This window comes from Bradyrhizobium sp. 61 (assembly GCF_023073075.1).
In the GTDB taxonomy this organism is placed as follows: Bacteria; Pseudomonadota; Alphaproteobacteria; order Rhizobiales; family Xanthobacteraceae; genus Bradyrhizobium; species Bradyrhizobium barranii.
Map to the genome: position 1 here is coordinate 1 of NZ_JADPIU010000067.1, position 15,749 is coordinate 15,749.

At 60.9% G+C, this 15,749-nt stretch carries 9 protein-coding genes; 4 read left to right on the forward strand and 5 right to left on the reverse strand.

The window, feature by feature from the left end:
- Positions 1–1,012 precede the first annotated feature (1,012 nt).
- The 4 genes from IVB46_RS23910 (at position 1,013) to IVB46_RS23925 (ending at position 6,608) form a co-directional block, all read left to right on the forward strand.
- Complete coding sequence (locus IVB46_RS23910; protein WP_247314947.1) at positions 1,013–1,417, forward strand: nuclear transport factor 2 family protein; 405 nt, start codon at positions 1,013–1,015, stop codon at positions 1,415–1,417.
- Positions 1,418–2,650: 1,233 nt separating this feature from the next.
- Entirely contained in the window at positions 2,651–2,848 is a 198-nt protein-coding gene (locus tag IVB46_RS23915; protein WP_247315115.1) for a DUF1127 domain-containing protein, read from the forward strand.
- Between the two features lie 995 nt (positions 2,849–3,843).
- Complete coding sequence (locus IVB46_RS23920) at positions 3,844–4,920, forward strand: hypothetical protein (RefSeq protein ID WP_071915261.1); 1,077 nt, start codon at positions 3,844–3,846, stop codon at positions 4,918–4,920.
- 425 nt (positions 4,921–5,345) lie between these two features.
- On the forward strand, positions 5,346–6,608 hold the full coding sequence (locus IVB46_RS23925) for a patatin-like phospholipase family protein (protein ID WP_247314950.1): 1,263 nt from the start codon (positions 5,346–5,348) through the stop codon (positions 6,606–6,608).
- A 63-nt stretch (positions 6,609–6,671) separates the two neighbouring features.
- Here the strand turns inward: IVB46_RS23925 and IVB46_RS23930 are convergent, their stop codons facing one another.
- From IVB46_RS23930 to IVB46_RS23950, 5 genes are all read right to left on the reverse strand, one after another.
- A complete protein-coding gene (locus IVB46_RS23930) occupies positions 6,672–10,031 on the reverse strand; it encodes an adenylate/guanylate cyclase domain-containing protein (protein WP_247314952.1) in 3,360 nt (1,119 codons plus the stop codon).
- Positions 10,032–10,674: 643 nt separating this feature from the next.
- A complete protein-coding gene (locus tag IVB46_RS23935) occupies positions 10,675–11,388 on the reverse strand; it encodes an ABC transporter ATP-binding protein (RefSeq protein ID WP_014496276.1) in 714 nt (237 codons plus the stop codon).
- The gene (locus IVB46_RS23940) at positions 11,385–13,154 is read right to left on the reverse strand and encodes a branched-chain amino acid ABC transporter ATP-binding protein/permease (RefSeq protein WP_247314954.1); all 1,770 of its coding nucleotides are present in this window, start codon (positions 13,152–13,154) and stop codon (positions 11,385–11,387) included. Before IVB46_RS23940 ends, IVB46_RS23935 begins: the two co-directional genes overlap by 4 nt.
- Positions 13,151–14,194, reverse strand: a complete 1,044-nt coding sequence (locus tag IVB46_RS23945; RefSeq protein WP_014496274.1) for a branched-chain amino acid ABC transporter permease — start codon at positions 14,192–14,194, stop codon at positions 13,151–13,153. The genes IVB46_RS23940 and IVB46_RS23945 overlap by 4 nt, the downstream gene beginning before the upstream one ends.
- Before the next feature lie 43 nt (positions 14,195–14,237).
- Entirely contained in the window at positions 14,238–15,386 is a 1,149-nt protein-coding gene (locus tag IVB46_RS23950; protein WP_247314956.1) for an ABC transporter substrate-binding protein, read from the reverse strand.
- Positions 15,387–15,749 lie beyond the last annotated feature (363 nt).

The window sequence follows — 15,749 nt, forward strand, 5'->3', positions numbered from 1 at the left end:
ACCGATTGCATGTGATCTGGCTCGTTCCAGCTTCCTGTCGACCGTCGTGGAAGGAGACGACGGGTGCTAGAGCGCCCGGTCTACTTCAGGCTTGCATCCAGAGTCAGCTGCCGGGTCACTGCCAGACCTCGCCAATGCTTTCTCAAGGTCTGAATACGCCCGGAAGCGGAGTGCGATGAAGCGCTGCGCGAGTCGGCTCGGGCTGGTGTGGACCCATGCGTCTCAGCTAAGAGCGAGTTATTCGATCAACTCGTCGGCGCGGGTGAGCAATTTCGGTGGGACGCCTTCGCGCAAATTAAGATTACGAAGTGCACTCGCGCGTTAACTGCTTTCCATCCCGCTGCCACTGCGAGGTTAAGGCGGCCACTCGGCGAATGCTCGGGTGCAGGTCTGCTATGGGTCATTCGCGTCATTTTTGGCCTGTTTGCCGGATGTCTGCTTCTCCCCTGACAGCAGCGGAATAGCACACATCCACCAACCGCTGCTTGGGGCCAATAGGCGACATCGCCGATCAGCCTTTTGCATTCAATGACCTCGTCGTGTCCATCAACACCTGACGGGCAGGTGAGCTTAACCATCCAGAATCGGTCAAGTGCATTGCCCCTTCGGTGCAAACTGTCTTCTGGCGAGAGATGGGCGTCAACGGTAACATTGCGCACACTGTTGGAGCGGGGAGAGACGAATGATCTCTGCTTGTTGGCTTGCCGTTTGGATCGCGTGCTTCGGCTTAGGAATGGCCGTGGTCTTCCGGACGGGGCTTGGTATTGAACGTTGGTCTCCCGCTCTCGGCTTGGCCTATCTCGTAATCATTGGCCCTTCAGTTCCAATCGTAGCTTGGTTGGCCGCGGATCAGATCGTAACTGTAGAGCAGGCCAGTTGCGCGGAGTTGGACCCAGCAGCGGATCGGCTGAACGGCATGTCGCCATCCGAATTCCGCGTGCGCTGTATCGCAACCCAAGACAATTCGGGTTGGCTTGCTCGTCGCAGAACATGAAAGCTCTGGAGACAGATCATGCCGGAAGCGCTTGAAGTCGAGATATCTGCCTTCTTCAACAAATACATGGAGACATTCACCACCTGGGATGGTGATCAAATCGCCAAACTCTACTGCGCTCCCTGCATCACCATGCGGGGTGACGGGTCGATACATTGTTTTCAGTCACGTGACGAGATTGCGCGGTTTTTCCAAGGAGTGGCCGACACCTACCGACGCGAAGGGGCCGAAAGTGGAACTCTGCACGATGTAGCGGCTGTTCCTATAGGCGAACGCAGTGCTCTCGGAACTGTAACGTGGAAAAACCTCCGACCGGATGGAAGCGTCACAAGGCAATGGCGGCAGTCGTACAACCTTGTTCGCTCCCCCGACGGCTGGCGCATCCTTGCTACGACATTTCACCTAAGCGGGGTACCGAGCTAGTGATTTCCGCTTTGGGTCAAAAGCTGCGGTCAGCCCAACCATCGTGTGACGTCCGCTTTCCCGTAGACAGCCGACATCGCGACGCCTCTTGCGCTGGTCAGCTGGCGTGATTCTGCTCAACCAAAAGCGGTCATGTGTCGATCTCGGTTCTGAAGATGAATGGAGCTCGATGAGATGTTTCGCATTTTATGGCACAGGTAACCCTTGCGCGCCGGTTTCGCCGAGCGCACTCTCGCAGAGCGCTTTCACAAGAACTACGGAGGGTGCGAACATGCCACGGGTCAAGCAAGCTTGGAAGCAGAAGCGCACAGCCAAAGCCGCCACCGTGAAGGTGCTAGGTGCGGCCGGACTGGGTCTTTCGCTGGCGAGTAGCGCATCCGCATCCACGATGCCCGCTACCGGTATCCCGCAATCCAACACCTCGCCAAATCAGCGCTTCTTTCTTGGCGAAGAGGAAATGGCCGACGTCAGTCTGGCCACGTTCCATCTTTTCGATAGAGAAAACTTTGGCGGCGGCGTGCAGCTAGCGCGGGGGTGCGGTGGTTGCGGGTGCGGCCATGGTGGCGGGGGGTGCGGCGGCGGCCGAGGTTGCGGCGGCGGCGGGTTTGTTGGCGGCCGAGGTTGCGGTGGTGGTGGGTTTGTTGGCATCCGAGGTTGCGGTGGTGGCGGGCTCGTTGGGATTCGAGGTTGCGGTGGTAGCGGGTTCGTTGGCATCCGAGGTTGCGGTGGCTTTCGTGGTTGCCGTGGCTTCCGTGGTTGCGGTTGCGGCGGCTGCGGGTTCGACGTCGGGTTCGATGACGACATCGGGTTCGATGGCTGGGGCTATGGTGGCTGGGGGTTCGGCGGTTGCGCGGGTTGCTGCGCATCCTGGGGGGCGTGCCGCTTGTGCTAAGTCCCACCAAGGACTCTGCTAAGCTGCGATCAGCCTCTCGCTGGTTACGAGTTTAAGGTCGACTTCGGGTCAAAATGCGAAGAACTCAGAGCGAGCAAATCCAGTCCGCACCGCCTCGCTAAGCGGACCTCCTTGAGCGGTGTCGTCACTTCGCCGATGGGCCAACATCGGACTTCCCAAGAAGACATGACGCAAAGTGATTGCCAGCCGAAGCCGGGGCATCTCCGTTCCTTGGGCCAGAGATGCTACCTGCTGCTGACAGTATGCTGTCAGTAGCACAGCGATACAGTCCTCCCGAACTTATAGGGGGAGATAAAGCTGTGAAGTTTGCTTCAACACGCCTGATCTCCGCTGATATCAAGGCTCTCCTCAACCTCTACGAGGTTTGGGCCAGCGTTGGCGCGACCCTTCATCTCTGGCGGCAGCGTTATCGCGATCGCCGGGAGCTCGCACGCTGGACCGAGCCCGACCTGCACGATATCGGCGTCTCCCGGAGCGACATCGCGCACGAACTCGAAAAGCCGTTTTGGCGGGCCTAGCGACGGCAGCCGCGCCGGTGCCGGGTTAAGGGGATTCGAGGTTTAGCCGCCCCCATAAGGTGCTGCCTGCTCGTTCCCGAACCTGTTGAAGTTGTTCTCCGGATTATACCCGGAGTCGCGCAGGTTCTTGATGTACAGGTCGCGGTCGTTGGAATTACCTGGGCCCACAGCATATGGGCTCAGCCCCCTCGACCCCTCGCTCGGCGACGGCGCAGGCGACGCGCGGCCATGATGGGTCCTCTGTGCGGCCAAAGCGCCAGAAGTAGAAATTGCGAGAATAGCAACGATGACAAGAATGCTTTTGGCCATAGATCAGCTCTTCGATAATCCACGGGACTGGCATGACCGGCGCTCATCGGCCATGGTCGAGGGATGATTACCATACTGTACCAGGGGCTCGCCCTGGCACCCGTACCTCCGCCCTTCCGCCCAAGCAGGCGGCGCAAGCGCGGCAATCGCCAGTAGTCTGGTCTTTTCGTGGCTGGCGATTTCTGATCACTATACGATGGGGACGACCGCTCTGTCTGGCAACACGAGGTCCTTCAAACTAGCGCGAGGACCGGTCGAGCCTAAGCCCAATGCCTGCGCGGCGAACGGGTGGTCCGGTCTGGGTCAAAAGGCGACCTTCGGGCGCGGCTGATTTAGGTCCGTTCAACCCTCAACAGCGGACATCGGAACACTGCCGCCGCAGGTCCGAAAAGTGCCATAAGCTGCCATTGAAGACGAAGGCACATTTGTTTCTCGATCCTGACCGGCTTTCTTCCCGATGTCCTAAAGTCTATCTTGGTTGAAAAGACACGAGAGGCAGCGAAATGCTACCGGCACCAATCACTTGTTGCTTCTACCGTTGTCGCGGACTCTGCCTTCAGACTTGGATCGTCGCGACTTTCGCAATCATGACGGCCTCCGCTCCACTGCAAGCCTCAACAGCACCAAAAACGTCAGCGTGCGGATACCTCGCTGGTCTAATTGATAAGGCACCGCCATCAGGGCCGTTGTTCCTGCCCAGCTATCCGACCGTCGAATCGGGGCCTCTGCATGGCGCCGCCTACCTCTATGACAATGCGGTAGCCGCCATCGCGTTGGTCGGTTGCGGTGAGCAAGACAAAGCGTATCGGATTGGCTCGGCGCTTCTCTGGGCCATCGACAACGACCGCACCTGGCATGATGGACGGCTCCGGAACGCTTACGCCGCGGGCGTGGTGGGGAATGGCCCCGTCAAACTTCCGGGGTGGTGGGACAATACTCAGAACAAATGGTTAGAGGATCGATATCAGGTGGGCAGCGATGTTGGTAACATGGCATGGGCCATGTTGGCGTTGCTGTCGCTTGATGATGTGAACGCCGGCTCTCGGTTCCGCGATGGTGCAGCACGGCTTGGCGCCTGGGTCGCGCAATGGGCCGATACGCGCGGTACTGGCGGTTTCACGGGTGGTACGTTTGGGCACGAACCGACGCCGGAAGTGCGGACGTGGAAATCGACTGAACATAATACTGACCTCGCCGCCGCGTTTGGCCTTCTTGCGATCCGTACAGGGGATTCGCGCTGGCGCGATAAGGCAACGGTCGCTGAGTACTTCGTAAATACGATGTGGGATCCGGCATGCGCCTGTTTCGCCGCAGGTACCGCTGAAGACGGTGTCACGCACAATCCGATTTTGGCTCTCGATGCTCAGGTCTGGCCTTTAATAGCGCTCCACGGAGCGGTCGAGAAATTTGCATCGGCAATTACGACCGCCGAACAGCGAATGAGTGTCGATGAGGGCTTTTCTTACGGTGAAGACCGAGACGGTGTGTGGACCGAAGGAACGGGCCAAATGGCTCTCTTGATGAAATTGCTCGGCAGGACTGGGAGAGCAGACTCGTTGATCGCTGTAGTCGAATCCCAGAGGTCGCCGGATGGTGGGTTCTATGCCACAACTGCCCGCGAGTTGCCGACCGGGTTCGTGTTGGACACCGATCCGACCAAACCGCGGCTCTATTTCCGATTGTCACATCTTGGCGCAGCTTCGTGGGCTGCCCTCGCGGAACGTGGGTTCAATCCCTTTACGGTGACAAAAGGACTCCCGTAGTTGAGTCGCGGTGCTTCTCGTCCGTTTCGGTCTGTTTTGATTTCGATATGTCCGTTCCGGGTCACAAGCCGACATCTGAGCAAAGACTACAAAGCGTCCGCTTTGGGCCAATAACGGAAGTCGCGATTGGACAACAGGTCCGCGGCCATGGGCGGCAATAAGTATCGTACGTGAAGTGGTTCACAAATGGACGGTTCAGACCGCGATAGGCTAAGCAGGCTCTTCGTGCGCCAGTGGGATCAGCGGATTCGAGATCGAATATCGACGTCCACCGCTCCGTCGCACGTATCGTATTTCGCAATGCTGGCTCTATGAACTGTCAAGTTTGGTTCGATGGCATTCTGTGCGGCCGAGAGCCCAAGAATGACCAATCTCTTCACGCAATTCAGAAAGTTGATTGGAGAATAAGCCACACGAAAAATCAGATGGAGGATCCGATGGTAAAGAGAGCGATTGCGCTCGGCGGAGGCGGTCCGGCAGCAGGATTGCACATCGGGGTTCTGGAAGCCCTTGCCAACGAAGATATAAGGTTTGACGTGTGGGCTTTGTCCTGCATCGGCGCTTGGGTTGGGATCGTCTACAATCAGTTTGATGGAGTTGAAAACAAAGCCAGGGCGGAAAAGACCTATCAATTCTTCAAGAATGGCGTGTTTCGAGACGACGAAGGCTATAAGCGCTTCCCCATAAACACCGTGTTTGGTCCGGATTGGGCAGGAAGCATGAGCAGGGCTCTGACCAGCTTCGTCATGGATCCCAAGAACTATCTGCATTTATGGGACCCATCGACCATGGTGAATGCCTTCAGGGATTCTATGTCGCTCTGGTTCCCTCAACAGAAGTTCACGATCCCGGACGACGGAGACATCAACAGATGGATCCTTAATCAGGTCCTGGCACCCAATCCCTTCGTTCGCTATCTCACGTCAATGATGTACTTGTCCCATGTCACTGGCCTCTCCAAGATCAACTATCCGAATAGCCAGTTCATGAAGAGCATAAAGTTCGAAGCGCTCAAAGAGCCTGGAAAGCCCGTCATATTTCACAACGCCTGGAATCTTGATGACCATAAGCTCGCGTTGTTTTCCAACCGACCAATGATCCAGCAAGCCGACAAGAAAGAGTACAAAGGGCCAATCAGCGCGTCCAGCCTATGTGCGTGCTCAGCTCTTCCCTTCATCGAAGAAACAGTTGAGATCGACGGAGTTACGTACTGCGAAGGAGCGCTGATCGACACGGTCAACTTCGAGAGCTTGCTCGAGGAGCACCGTGATCTGGACGAAATATGGGTGAGCAGGATCGTCGATTCGAAGCAGGTCCGCAAACCGAAAGACCTTCATGATGCCCTGGCGAATCTTTGCCAGTTATTCGCAGCGACCGTTGGCGAAGATGACGTCAGGATCTTCAAATATCACGTGCAGTACGACGAACCCAAATGGGAAGGCATAATCGTCGAGATCCAGGTGCCGGGGCACATCAATTTCAAATGGAATCACAGCAACCTCTATAACGGGCGAGTGTTGGGAAGAGCCGCTGCGGAACAAGCAATCAAGAGGTATCACGCACATGCAGACCTCGACCCGCATGATGGGCCACACTTCATAAATGAGCATCCAGAGAAGAACGACAAGGAGGGATGGCAAGAGGTGAAAGATACGTATCGTAAATGCCAAGAGCGAGCGGACGCCTAGTGCCAAAGGCAAGTAGCTCTGCGACCGCTGAACCAGACTCCAATATCTGTGATCCGGGAAAAATTACTGCAGTCGATCGAGCAGTGCCTTCGCTTGCTTTAGATCCTGCGTTTCAAAACCCTCGGCGAAGCCGGCGTAGATGGGCGCGAGCAGATTGAGCGCGTCCTTGCGTCTGCCCTGATCGACCCACAAGGCGCCGAGGTCCACTGCAACTCGAAGTTCAAGGGCCTTGGCGTGTTGGCTTGTTGCAGTTGTCAGTGCGCGCTCGAACAGTGATTGCGCCTCGGTGCCGGCTCCCGGTACTTCATCGAAGAGCAGCGCGCGCGCCTTCAGTCGGTACAGTTCGGCCTCAAATATCCGCTCGCTATTGCGGCTGGTTGTGGCAAGGCCCTGTTCGATCAGCTCGAGCGTGGCTTCGCGCTGACAGCTCGACAATAGGGCCGGGCTCAGGAGCACGTATAGGGCCGTGATGCCGAGCTGATAGCCCGCGTTGCGATATTCGTTCATCGCACCCTGGATTTCCGCGAGCGCGGCGGACGAAGGATCAAGAAAGGTGGCACTTATCCCCCGAACGGCGCGCGCCAATCCTCTCCATTGCCGGAATCCGTGCTCCTCCGACAAGGCAAGACAGCGTTCCGCATAGCCGTGCGCAGTCAGGAACTCGCCCCGAAGAGCGTGGAGAATGGACGCATAGTAACATCCATAGGCCTGCGAATGCGGATGACCAATGGCGTCGGCACGCCGAATGGCGGTATCCAGTCGTGCGAGCGCGGTATCGGGGCGGCCCAGCAGCCAGAGCACCCATGACATCAGGGCAAGGTCGGCCACGCCCGCATCCTGGCCGGCGGCACGCGCCGCCAATCTGTCCTGCTCGTTGCTTGCCTCGAACGCTTCGAAGGCCCGTACGATCACTTCGTGGGCTCCTTCGAGATGTCCCATGAAAAGTCGAATCATGCCTTGTCCACGCATCGCGTTGAGCAACGTTGGTCGATCGCCGCGCGCCTCCGCGAGTTCGAGCAGCGCCGAGATCATTTCCTCGGCGACCGGCAACTCACCACGAATGACGCTCGCGGTGGTCAACCAGAACATGATTTGTAGTTGCTCGGGGGGATCGGCGAGGCGCTGGCACAGCTCGCGCGCGCGAGCGAAGATCGCCACCGCATGTGGCGATGCCGGTCCCTGGGTAGCGATCAGGCATGGTCCCAGCGCGAACTGGAAATCAAGCTCTCGTCTGTCCTTCCGAGCACCGTCGGCCAAATGGGCCAACACCTCGATGCCCTTCCGCAGGTGTGCGATAGCTTCGAGGTTGGCGGAGCGCATGGCCGCCTTCCTTCCCGCCTGAAGCCAATATTCTCCTGCCTTTTCGAACAGTCCCGCCTCCGTGAGGTGGAGCGCGAGAGTCTCGGGTTGAGCCTCCACGATTTCCGGGAACTGTTGCTCGAACACGTCCGCGATGGTGGCGTGCAGCGTAGCGCGTCGGCTCTTCAGAAGCCCGGATTCGGCAGCGTCGCGTACGAGCGCATGCTTGAAAGTATAGACAGCCCGGGGTATCTCGCCCCGGCAGAATATCAGCTCCGCCCGGACAAGCTGGGCAAGCGCTTCCTCCAGCGTCTGCCTTGGCAACTTGGCAACGGCGCTCAGCAGTTCGTAGGAGAACTCGCGCCCCACGACGGCGCCGATCTGAGCCACGTATTTCACAGGAGCCAATCGGTCGAGCCTGGCCATCAGCGATGCGCTCAACGTCGTCGGAATCGCCATCGATGGTAGCGGACGGCTGAGCGTGTAATGGTCGTCCCGCTCCTGCAACAGCCCGGTTTCGAGCACGGCCTTCGTCAGTTCCTCGACGAACAAGGGTACGCCATCGGTACGGGCGAGGATTTGGTGCATGACCTCCTCGGGGAGCGTCTTGCCGGCGGTGACGCGCTCGACCAATGCTGCCCCGTTGCGCCGACTGAGCCGCGTGAGCGAGATCGTCGTTACATGGGCATGACCAGGCCAGGGCGGCGCGAACTCCGGTCTCGCCGTGATCAGCAGCAGCACGCGAAGCCGCGGCAGCTTTTCCAGTGTAACCGCGAGCAGTTCCAGCGAAGTCGGATCCGCCCAATGGGCATCCTCGAAGATGACGAACACCGGCTGACGCGCCGCCAATGCTTCGAGCTGGGCCAGGAACGCTGCCAGCGTCATGTCCTTGCGGGTCTGCGGAGTCATTTCGGGAAGGCGATAGCGGTCGCAGAGCGGAAGCGACAGAAGATTGGCCAGGGCCGGCACCACGCGGTCTGCATCGGCGCCAAACCGCAAGAGCAGAGCTTCAAGCTTGGCAAACTTCTCCGTCGGCGTCTCGCCTCGCTCGAACCGGGCGGCACGTTCGAGGTTGGCGATGAATGGATACAGCGCACTGTTGGCGTGGTGCGCCGAGCAGAAGTGCCGTACCGTAATGTGTGGTTCGGCCTGGAGCCGCTCTTGAAGCGCCAGCGCGATATGCGACTTACCGATACCCGGCTCTCCGGTTAGAACCACGACGCAGCCTTCGCCTGACGCGGCATGCCGCCAGCGCCGCAACAGCAGCTCGATCTCCTCGTCACGCCCGATTAGCGGTGTCAACCGCGTCTTGTGCTGCGCCTCGAAGCGGCTTTCCACTCCACTGATCCCGAGCACCTGCCAGGCAGGTATTGGTTCCGCCCATCCTTTGAGCGCGACAGAGCCAAGATCGCGGTACTCGAAATGTCCATCGGTGAGCTGGTGTGTGCTCTCGGAAATCAGCACCATACCGGGCTCGGCGAACTGCTGCAGGCGAGCGGCCAGGTTCGGTGTCTCACCAATGACCGCGTGCTCCTTGGCGGCGCCTTCGCCGGTCAGATCACCCACGACGACCATTCCGGTGGCGATGCCAACGCGGACCTGTAGTCTCGTACCGATATCTGTCTGGAGGTTGGCCACGGCATCGACCAGTGTCAGTCCCGCGCGTGTCGCTTGCTCGGCATCGTCCTCGTGCGCCTGGGGATAGCCGAAATAGGCAAGCACGCCATCCCCCATGTACCGCGCGATGACGCCCTCACTCCGGGCGATAACATCCGCGATGCAGTCGTGATAGGCGCCGATGACTGCGCGCAAGTCCTCTGGATCCAGTCGGACCGAAAGTGCCGACGAATCCACGAGATCGCAAAACATGACCGTCAGTTGGCGCCGCTCGGCACTGTCCCGCGGCGCTGGTTTGGCGGCCGTTCGTGCTGATACGAGGACTTCACTCTTGAGTTCTGCAATTGCGCGCAGAATTTTGCGCCGGTGCCCAAGCAGGACGCCAAGGTCCTTGAGGTCCTGCTCCGTGAGATCGCTAACGACCGAGAAATCGATGGCGTTCTCGGCGAAACGCTGGGCGTACTCCCCCAAACCGATCGATGCGAGCCACTCTGCAGTACCTGTCATGGGATACCTATGGCCTATGCGATAAGAATAGCACATTGGAATAGCCAGCGAAGGCGCATCTATCGCCGGAAGCGCAGATCGCCGGACCTCTCGCCCAGTTGAAAAGGCTCCGGCGAAAACTGGATGCTGCGAAGCGATGTCGCAGTTGGGTCAAAAGCCGACATCAAGCAGACGGCCACGATAGGTCTGCCATGAGCCAATAGCTGTCCTCGGCGAGGCCGGACGTAATATGCACTTTGTGCCAAAATGCGGATTCAAGATGGAGCGCAACTGATGTTCGATTTATCGCGCCGATTAGAGCATCATTGATCAGCCTTTGCTGTGGCCCAAGATGTGGGCGCGCAAGCGGCGCCATTTCATCGGGTGATGGTATGCTCCACCGTTCCCAATCGTCGCGGGCGGGCTTTAGCTTGCTGATCCCCTAGTAACTGGGATGTCCCAGTTGGCGATGGAAGCCATCGGCTATCCATGGGCAGCGATGATGCCATTGTGCCACTGTTTTGCCCGACGGATCAAGTTGATTTCGTTAAATCCGCAGTCGCTGGGTATCAAGCCATTGATATCGCTGTCGCCAGCTACTGTGCATGGGGTTGTTTTTCGATATTTTTGTTGTGCGGCTCGCCGGGCCTGATCCAAGCCGGCGCTAGTGTCCACCAAGATAGGCCGTGATCAGCCGGGGATCGTGGATGAGATCCTTGGCCGGGCCCGACTGCACGACCTCGCCGGTCTCAAGCACATAGCCATAGTCAGCCGTCTCGAGCGCGGCGCGGGCGTTCTGCTCGACCAGCAGGATTGACACACCGAGGTCGCGTAGGGACGCGATGGTGCGAAAGATCTCGCGCACGATCAGCGGCGCGAGGCCGAGGCTCGGCTCGTCCAGCATGAGCAGTTTCGGCTTGGCCATCAGCGCGCGGCCGAGCGCGAGCATCTGGCGCTCGCCGCCGGAGAGCGTGCCTGCCGCCTGGCGCTGCCGTTCCTTCAGCCGGGGGAAGCGATCATAGACCTCGTCCAGCGTCTTCTGGACGCCCGAGCGGTCGCGCAGGCTGTAGGAGCCGAGCAGGAGGTTGTCGGCGACCGTCATGTCGGAGAACAGCTCGCGCTTCTCCGGCACCAGGCACAGCCGGCGCTCGACGCGATCTTCGACCGACATCCTGCCGATGTCGTGACCCTGGAAGACCATGCGCCCGCGCGAGGCCAGCAGGCCGATGGCCGCCATCAGCAGCGTTGTCTTGCCGGCACCGTTCGGGCCGATGACGGTGACGATCTGACCTTCCTCGACCGACAGCGACACGTTGCGGACCGCTTCGACATTGTCGTAGCAGACCGTCACATCCGTCATGGACAGCATCTCGCTCACGCGACGCCTCCGAGATAGGCTTCCTGGACCCGTTCGTCGCTGCGGATCGCGGCTGGCGCGCCTTCGCAGAGTTTTGAGCCGAAATCGAGCACCACGATGCGGTCGACCAGCGACATCACGAACTCCATGTCATGCTCGACGATCAGGATGGTCAGATGGTCTGCCCGCAGCGAGCGGAGCAGTTCCGCGAGCCGCAGCTTCTCCTGGCGGCGAAGGCCGGCGGCGGGCTCGTCCAGCACCAGCAGCGCAGGGTCGGCGGCGAGCGCACGCGCGATCTCAAGGATGCGCTGGTTGCCGAGCGGCAAATTGCCCGCGAGCTCGAACGGCTTGTCGCCGAGCCCGACCCGTTCGAGCTGCATCAGCGCCTCGTGCCGGGTACTGGCTTCCTCGCGCCCGTTGAGGCGGAAGGCGCCGGCGAACAGGCCGGTGCTCGTGCGCGCATAGGTGCCGAGCATCACGTTTTCCAAAAGGCTCATGCGCGGCCTCAGCTTCACATGCTGGAAGGTCCTGGCGACGCCGGCCTTGGCGATGCGGGACTGCGCGTCATGCGTGATCGGGCGTCCCGCAAAGACGATCTCACCCTTGTTGACCCGGAGCGCCCCGGTCAGGCAGTTGAACATCGTACTCTTGCCGGCGCCGTTGGGGCCGATGACGGCAAGTATTTCGCCGGCGCGGACCTCGAAGCTGACATTGTTGACGGCGACGAGGCCGCCGAACCGGCGCTCGGCACCATCCACTTTCAGAAGCAGCTCCCCGGGCGTCGGTTGCGCGCGACGGGGCAGGGGCGGCGCCGGTTGAGGTCGCTCGCGCCTGGCCTTGGGCAGATAGCGGGCGACGAAGGGAACGATGCCTTGCCGGGCCCATTGCAGGAACAGGATGAACAGTGCGGAGAAGGCGACGATCTCGAGCTGGCCGGAGGCACCCTTGGCGATCAGCGGCAGATAATCCTGCACGCTGTTCTTGAGCAGCGTGACGACCGCGGCCCCCACGACGCCGCCGAGCAGGCTGCCGGCGCCGCCGACCATCGACATCATCAGATATTCGATGCCCATGCCGGCATCGAACGGACCCGGGCTGATGAAGCGGCTCATGTGTGCATAGAGCCAGCCGGAGAGCGAGGCCAGGAAGGCCGCGATCACGAAGGTCGCGAGCTTGATGCGGAAAGCGTTGATGCCGAGGCTCTCGACCAGCGTATTGCCGCCGCGGAGCGCGCGCATGGCGCGGCCGAGCCGGGAGTCCAGCAGGTTGTAGCCGAGGAAAAGCACCGCGGCGACGATGCCCCAGATCAGGAAATAGATCTGGGCGCTCGTGACCAGCGCAATCGAACCAAAGCTGATCGGCGGAATCGACGAGATGCCGTTGAAGCGGCCGAGCCCTTCGACATTGCCGAACAGGAAGCCGATCGCGAGGCCCCAGGCGACGGTCGAGAGCGACAGGAAATGGCCTTGAAGCCGCAGGGTGACGACGCCGAGAACCGTTGCGACGCTGCAGGTCAGCACCACGCCGAACACGAGGCCGAGCCACGGGGAGTACCCGTTCAGCGCGGAGACCCACGCGGTTGCATAGGCCGCGACACCCACGAACGCCGCCTGACCGAACGACACGATGCCGCCGACGCCGGTGAGGAGTGCAAGTCCAATGGCGACCAGCGAATAGATGCCGATATAGTTCATCAGCGTGATGCTGAACGGACTGAGCACGAAGGGAGCCACCGCGAGACACAGCACGGCGAGGACGGCGGCAAGCTGGATGTGGAGGCGCGTCATTCCTCGATCTCCTCCTCGGAATGCAGCGAGGCGAGGGATCGCCAGATCAGGATCGGGATCAGCAGCGAAAAAACGATGACATCCTTGAGCGCGCTGCTCTCGAACGAGGCGAAGCTCTCGAGGATGCCGACGCCGACGGCGCCGATCGCCGCACCGGGATAGCTGGTCATGCCGCCGACGATGGCGCCGACGAAGGCCTTGAGGCCGATCAGGAAGCCGGAATCGTAGAACACGGTGTTCACCGGAGCGATCAGGATGCCGGATACGCCGGCCATCAGCGACCCCAGCAGATAGGCGATCGTGCCGGCGCGGGCGGGGCGTATTCCCATCAGCCGGGAGCCGGTCCGGTTCACGGCCGTGGCGCGCAGCGATTTTCCGACCAGTGTGAAGTCGAAGAAGAGGTAGAGGAGGCCGCTGAAAACGAGTGCCGCGATCACGATCAGCATGGTCTGGCCCGAGATCAGCACGCCCGCGAACTCGGTCGAGAGCGAGGTTAGCGGCTCGGTTCGAACGCCTTCGGGCCCGAAGAACAACAGGCCAAGGCCGACCAGCGCGAAATGCAGCGCCACGGACACCGTCAGCAACAGCAGCACGGTGCCGTCAGCGATGGGACGGAAGACGATCCGATCCAGAAGCGGGGAGATCGGCGTGATCAGCATCAGCGCCAGCACGAGCCTGACGGCAAGCGGCGGGTCCAGGCGCATGACAAGCCAGGCTGCACCGACCACGGCGAGCGGAAGCAGGAGATAGAAGGACAGCGCGCGGGGCAGCAGCCGGAGTTCGCCGGAGCGCACCAGCGAGATGATCTCGATCAGGGTCGCAAGACAGGCCAGGATCACGACCAGCGCTCCCGTGCCGGGAAAGCGCTTCGCGTCGAGGGCAGCCAACGTCAGCGCGGTGAAGGCCGCGATGTCGCCGAAGGGAATGAAGATGACCCGCGTCACCGTGAAGATCAGGACGGTCCCGATCGCCACCAGGGCGTAGACGGCCCCGGTGGCGATCCCGTCGATCGCGAGAATGGCTGCAATGTCGCTCGTCATTGAGACGTCGTTGCTCCCTGTGATGCCGGGGCCATTGATCCGGTTATGGCGCGTACTTCCAGGCGCCGCCGGTCAGGCGCACCACGACGAGCGAGCGCTCGTCGACACCGGTGACCGCACCGGGCTTGAAATTGTAGACGGCATGCACGCCCGGCAGCTCCTTGGTGCTGAGGATCGCGTCCCGCAGCGCGGTGCGGAATTCCGCCGTTCCGGGCTTGGCGGTCTTGAGCGCGCGCTCGGCAGCGTTGGCGAAAATCAGCCAGGCGTCGAAGGAATAGGCGGAGAAGCCGTCGGTGGTCGGGATGTTATGGGTCTTCTGGTAGACGCTGCGGAAATCCAGCGCGATCTTCTTGGCAAAGTGCTCGTCGGGAAGCTGCTCGGCGACGATCACGGGACCCGCGGAGACCTGAATGCCGTCGGCCGCCTTGCCGCCGACGTTGACGAAGTCCGGATTGACGAGTGCCACCGTGCCGTAGGTGTTGCCCTTGAAGCCCCGTTCGGCGAGCGTGAGGAGCGGCAGCGCGCCCTGCGTGCCCGAGCCGCCGTCCAGCACGGCGTCGGGACGTGCGGCCATCACCTTGAGAATCTGCGCGGTGACCGAGGTGTCGGTGCGGGCATAGCGCTCGTTGGTCTGAATCTTGATGTCACCGGCGGCCTCGGCGGCCTTGGCGCCGTTGTAGACGAGGTCGCCCCAGGCATCGGAGAAGCCGACATAGCCGATGTTCTTCATGCCGTCGCGCTTCATGCGGTCGGCGACGATCTTGACGAGGAGAGAGGCCGGCTGCGGCACCGACACCACCCACTGCTCCGGCGTATCCGGCAGCTTGCCGATCGGCGAGACCGCGATCATCGGCACTTTCAGCTCGCTCGCCACCGCCGCCATGGCGATGGTCGAGGGCGCCGTGGCCGTGCCGATCAGGAGGTCGACCTTCTCTTCTTCCACCAGCTTGCGCGCATTGCGGGTCGCGGCCGACGGGTCGGAGCCGTCGTCGAGCTGGATCAGGCGAATGGTCTCGCCGTTGATGGTCTTCCTGTATTCATAGGCGGCATTGATGCCGCGCCCATAGGGGATGCCGATCGACGAGCCGTTGCCGCTCAGCGAGGTGACGAAGCCGATGGTGATGTCGGCCTGCGCAGCCGGCGCTGCGAAGAGTCCGGCGACAAGTGCGAGTAGGCTCAGACTCTTGCGCATACGCGTTCTCCTCCGTTGGTGCTGGATAGGAATGCCTCGAAGCTGCCGTGCGGGGAGCCCGAACGACGAATGAACCGATTGAAAGCATTGCTGCAGCGCCGAAATCCGGGCGCGACCGAAGAGGGTTTGCTCGGCCGGATCTCAGCGGCCATGGCGCTGGTTGCCGCTCGAACGACAGGCCCATCGGCAGATGCGGGCGGGACTTTCCCGAAGCAACGAAAGGCCGTTGGCGCGGCCGCGATGCGCGGCCGGCGATGCTGTTGCTGCCGGCTGTTCGAGCACGGCGACTGTCCACACGATCGAGTCTCTCAAAATCGGTGCCCTGCAACATCCACCGGTCCCTGGCCGGCGAGGAATTACTTA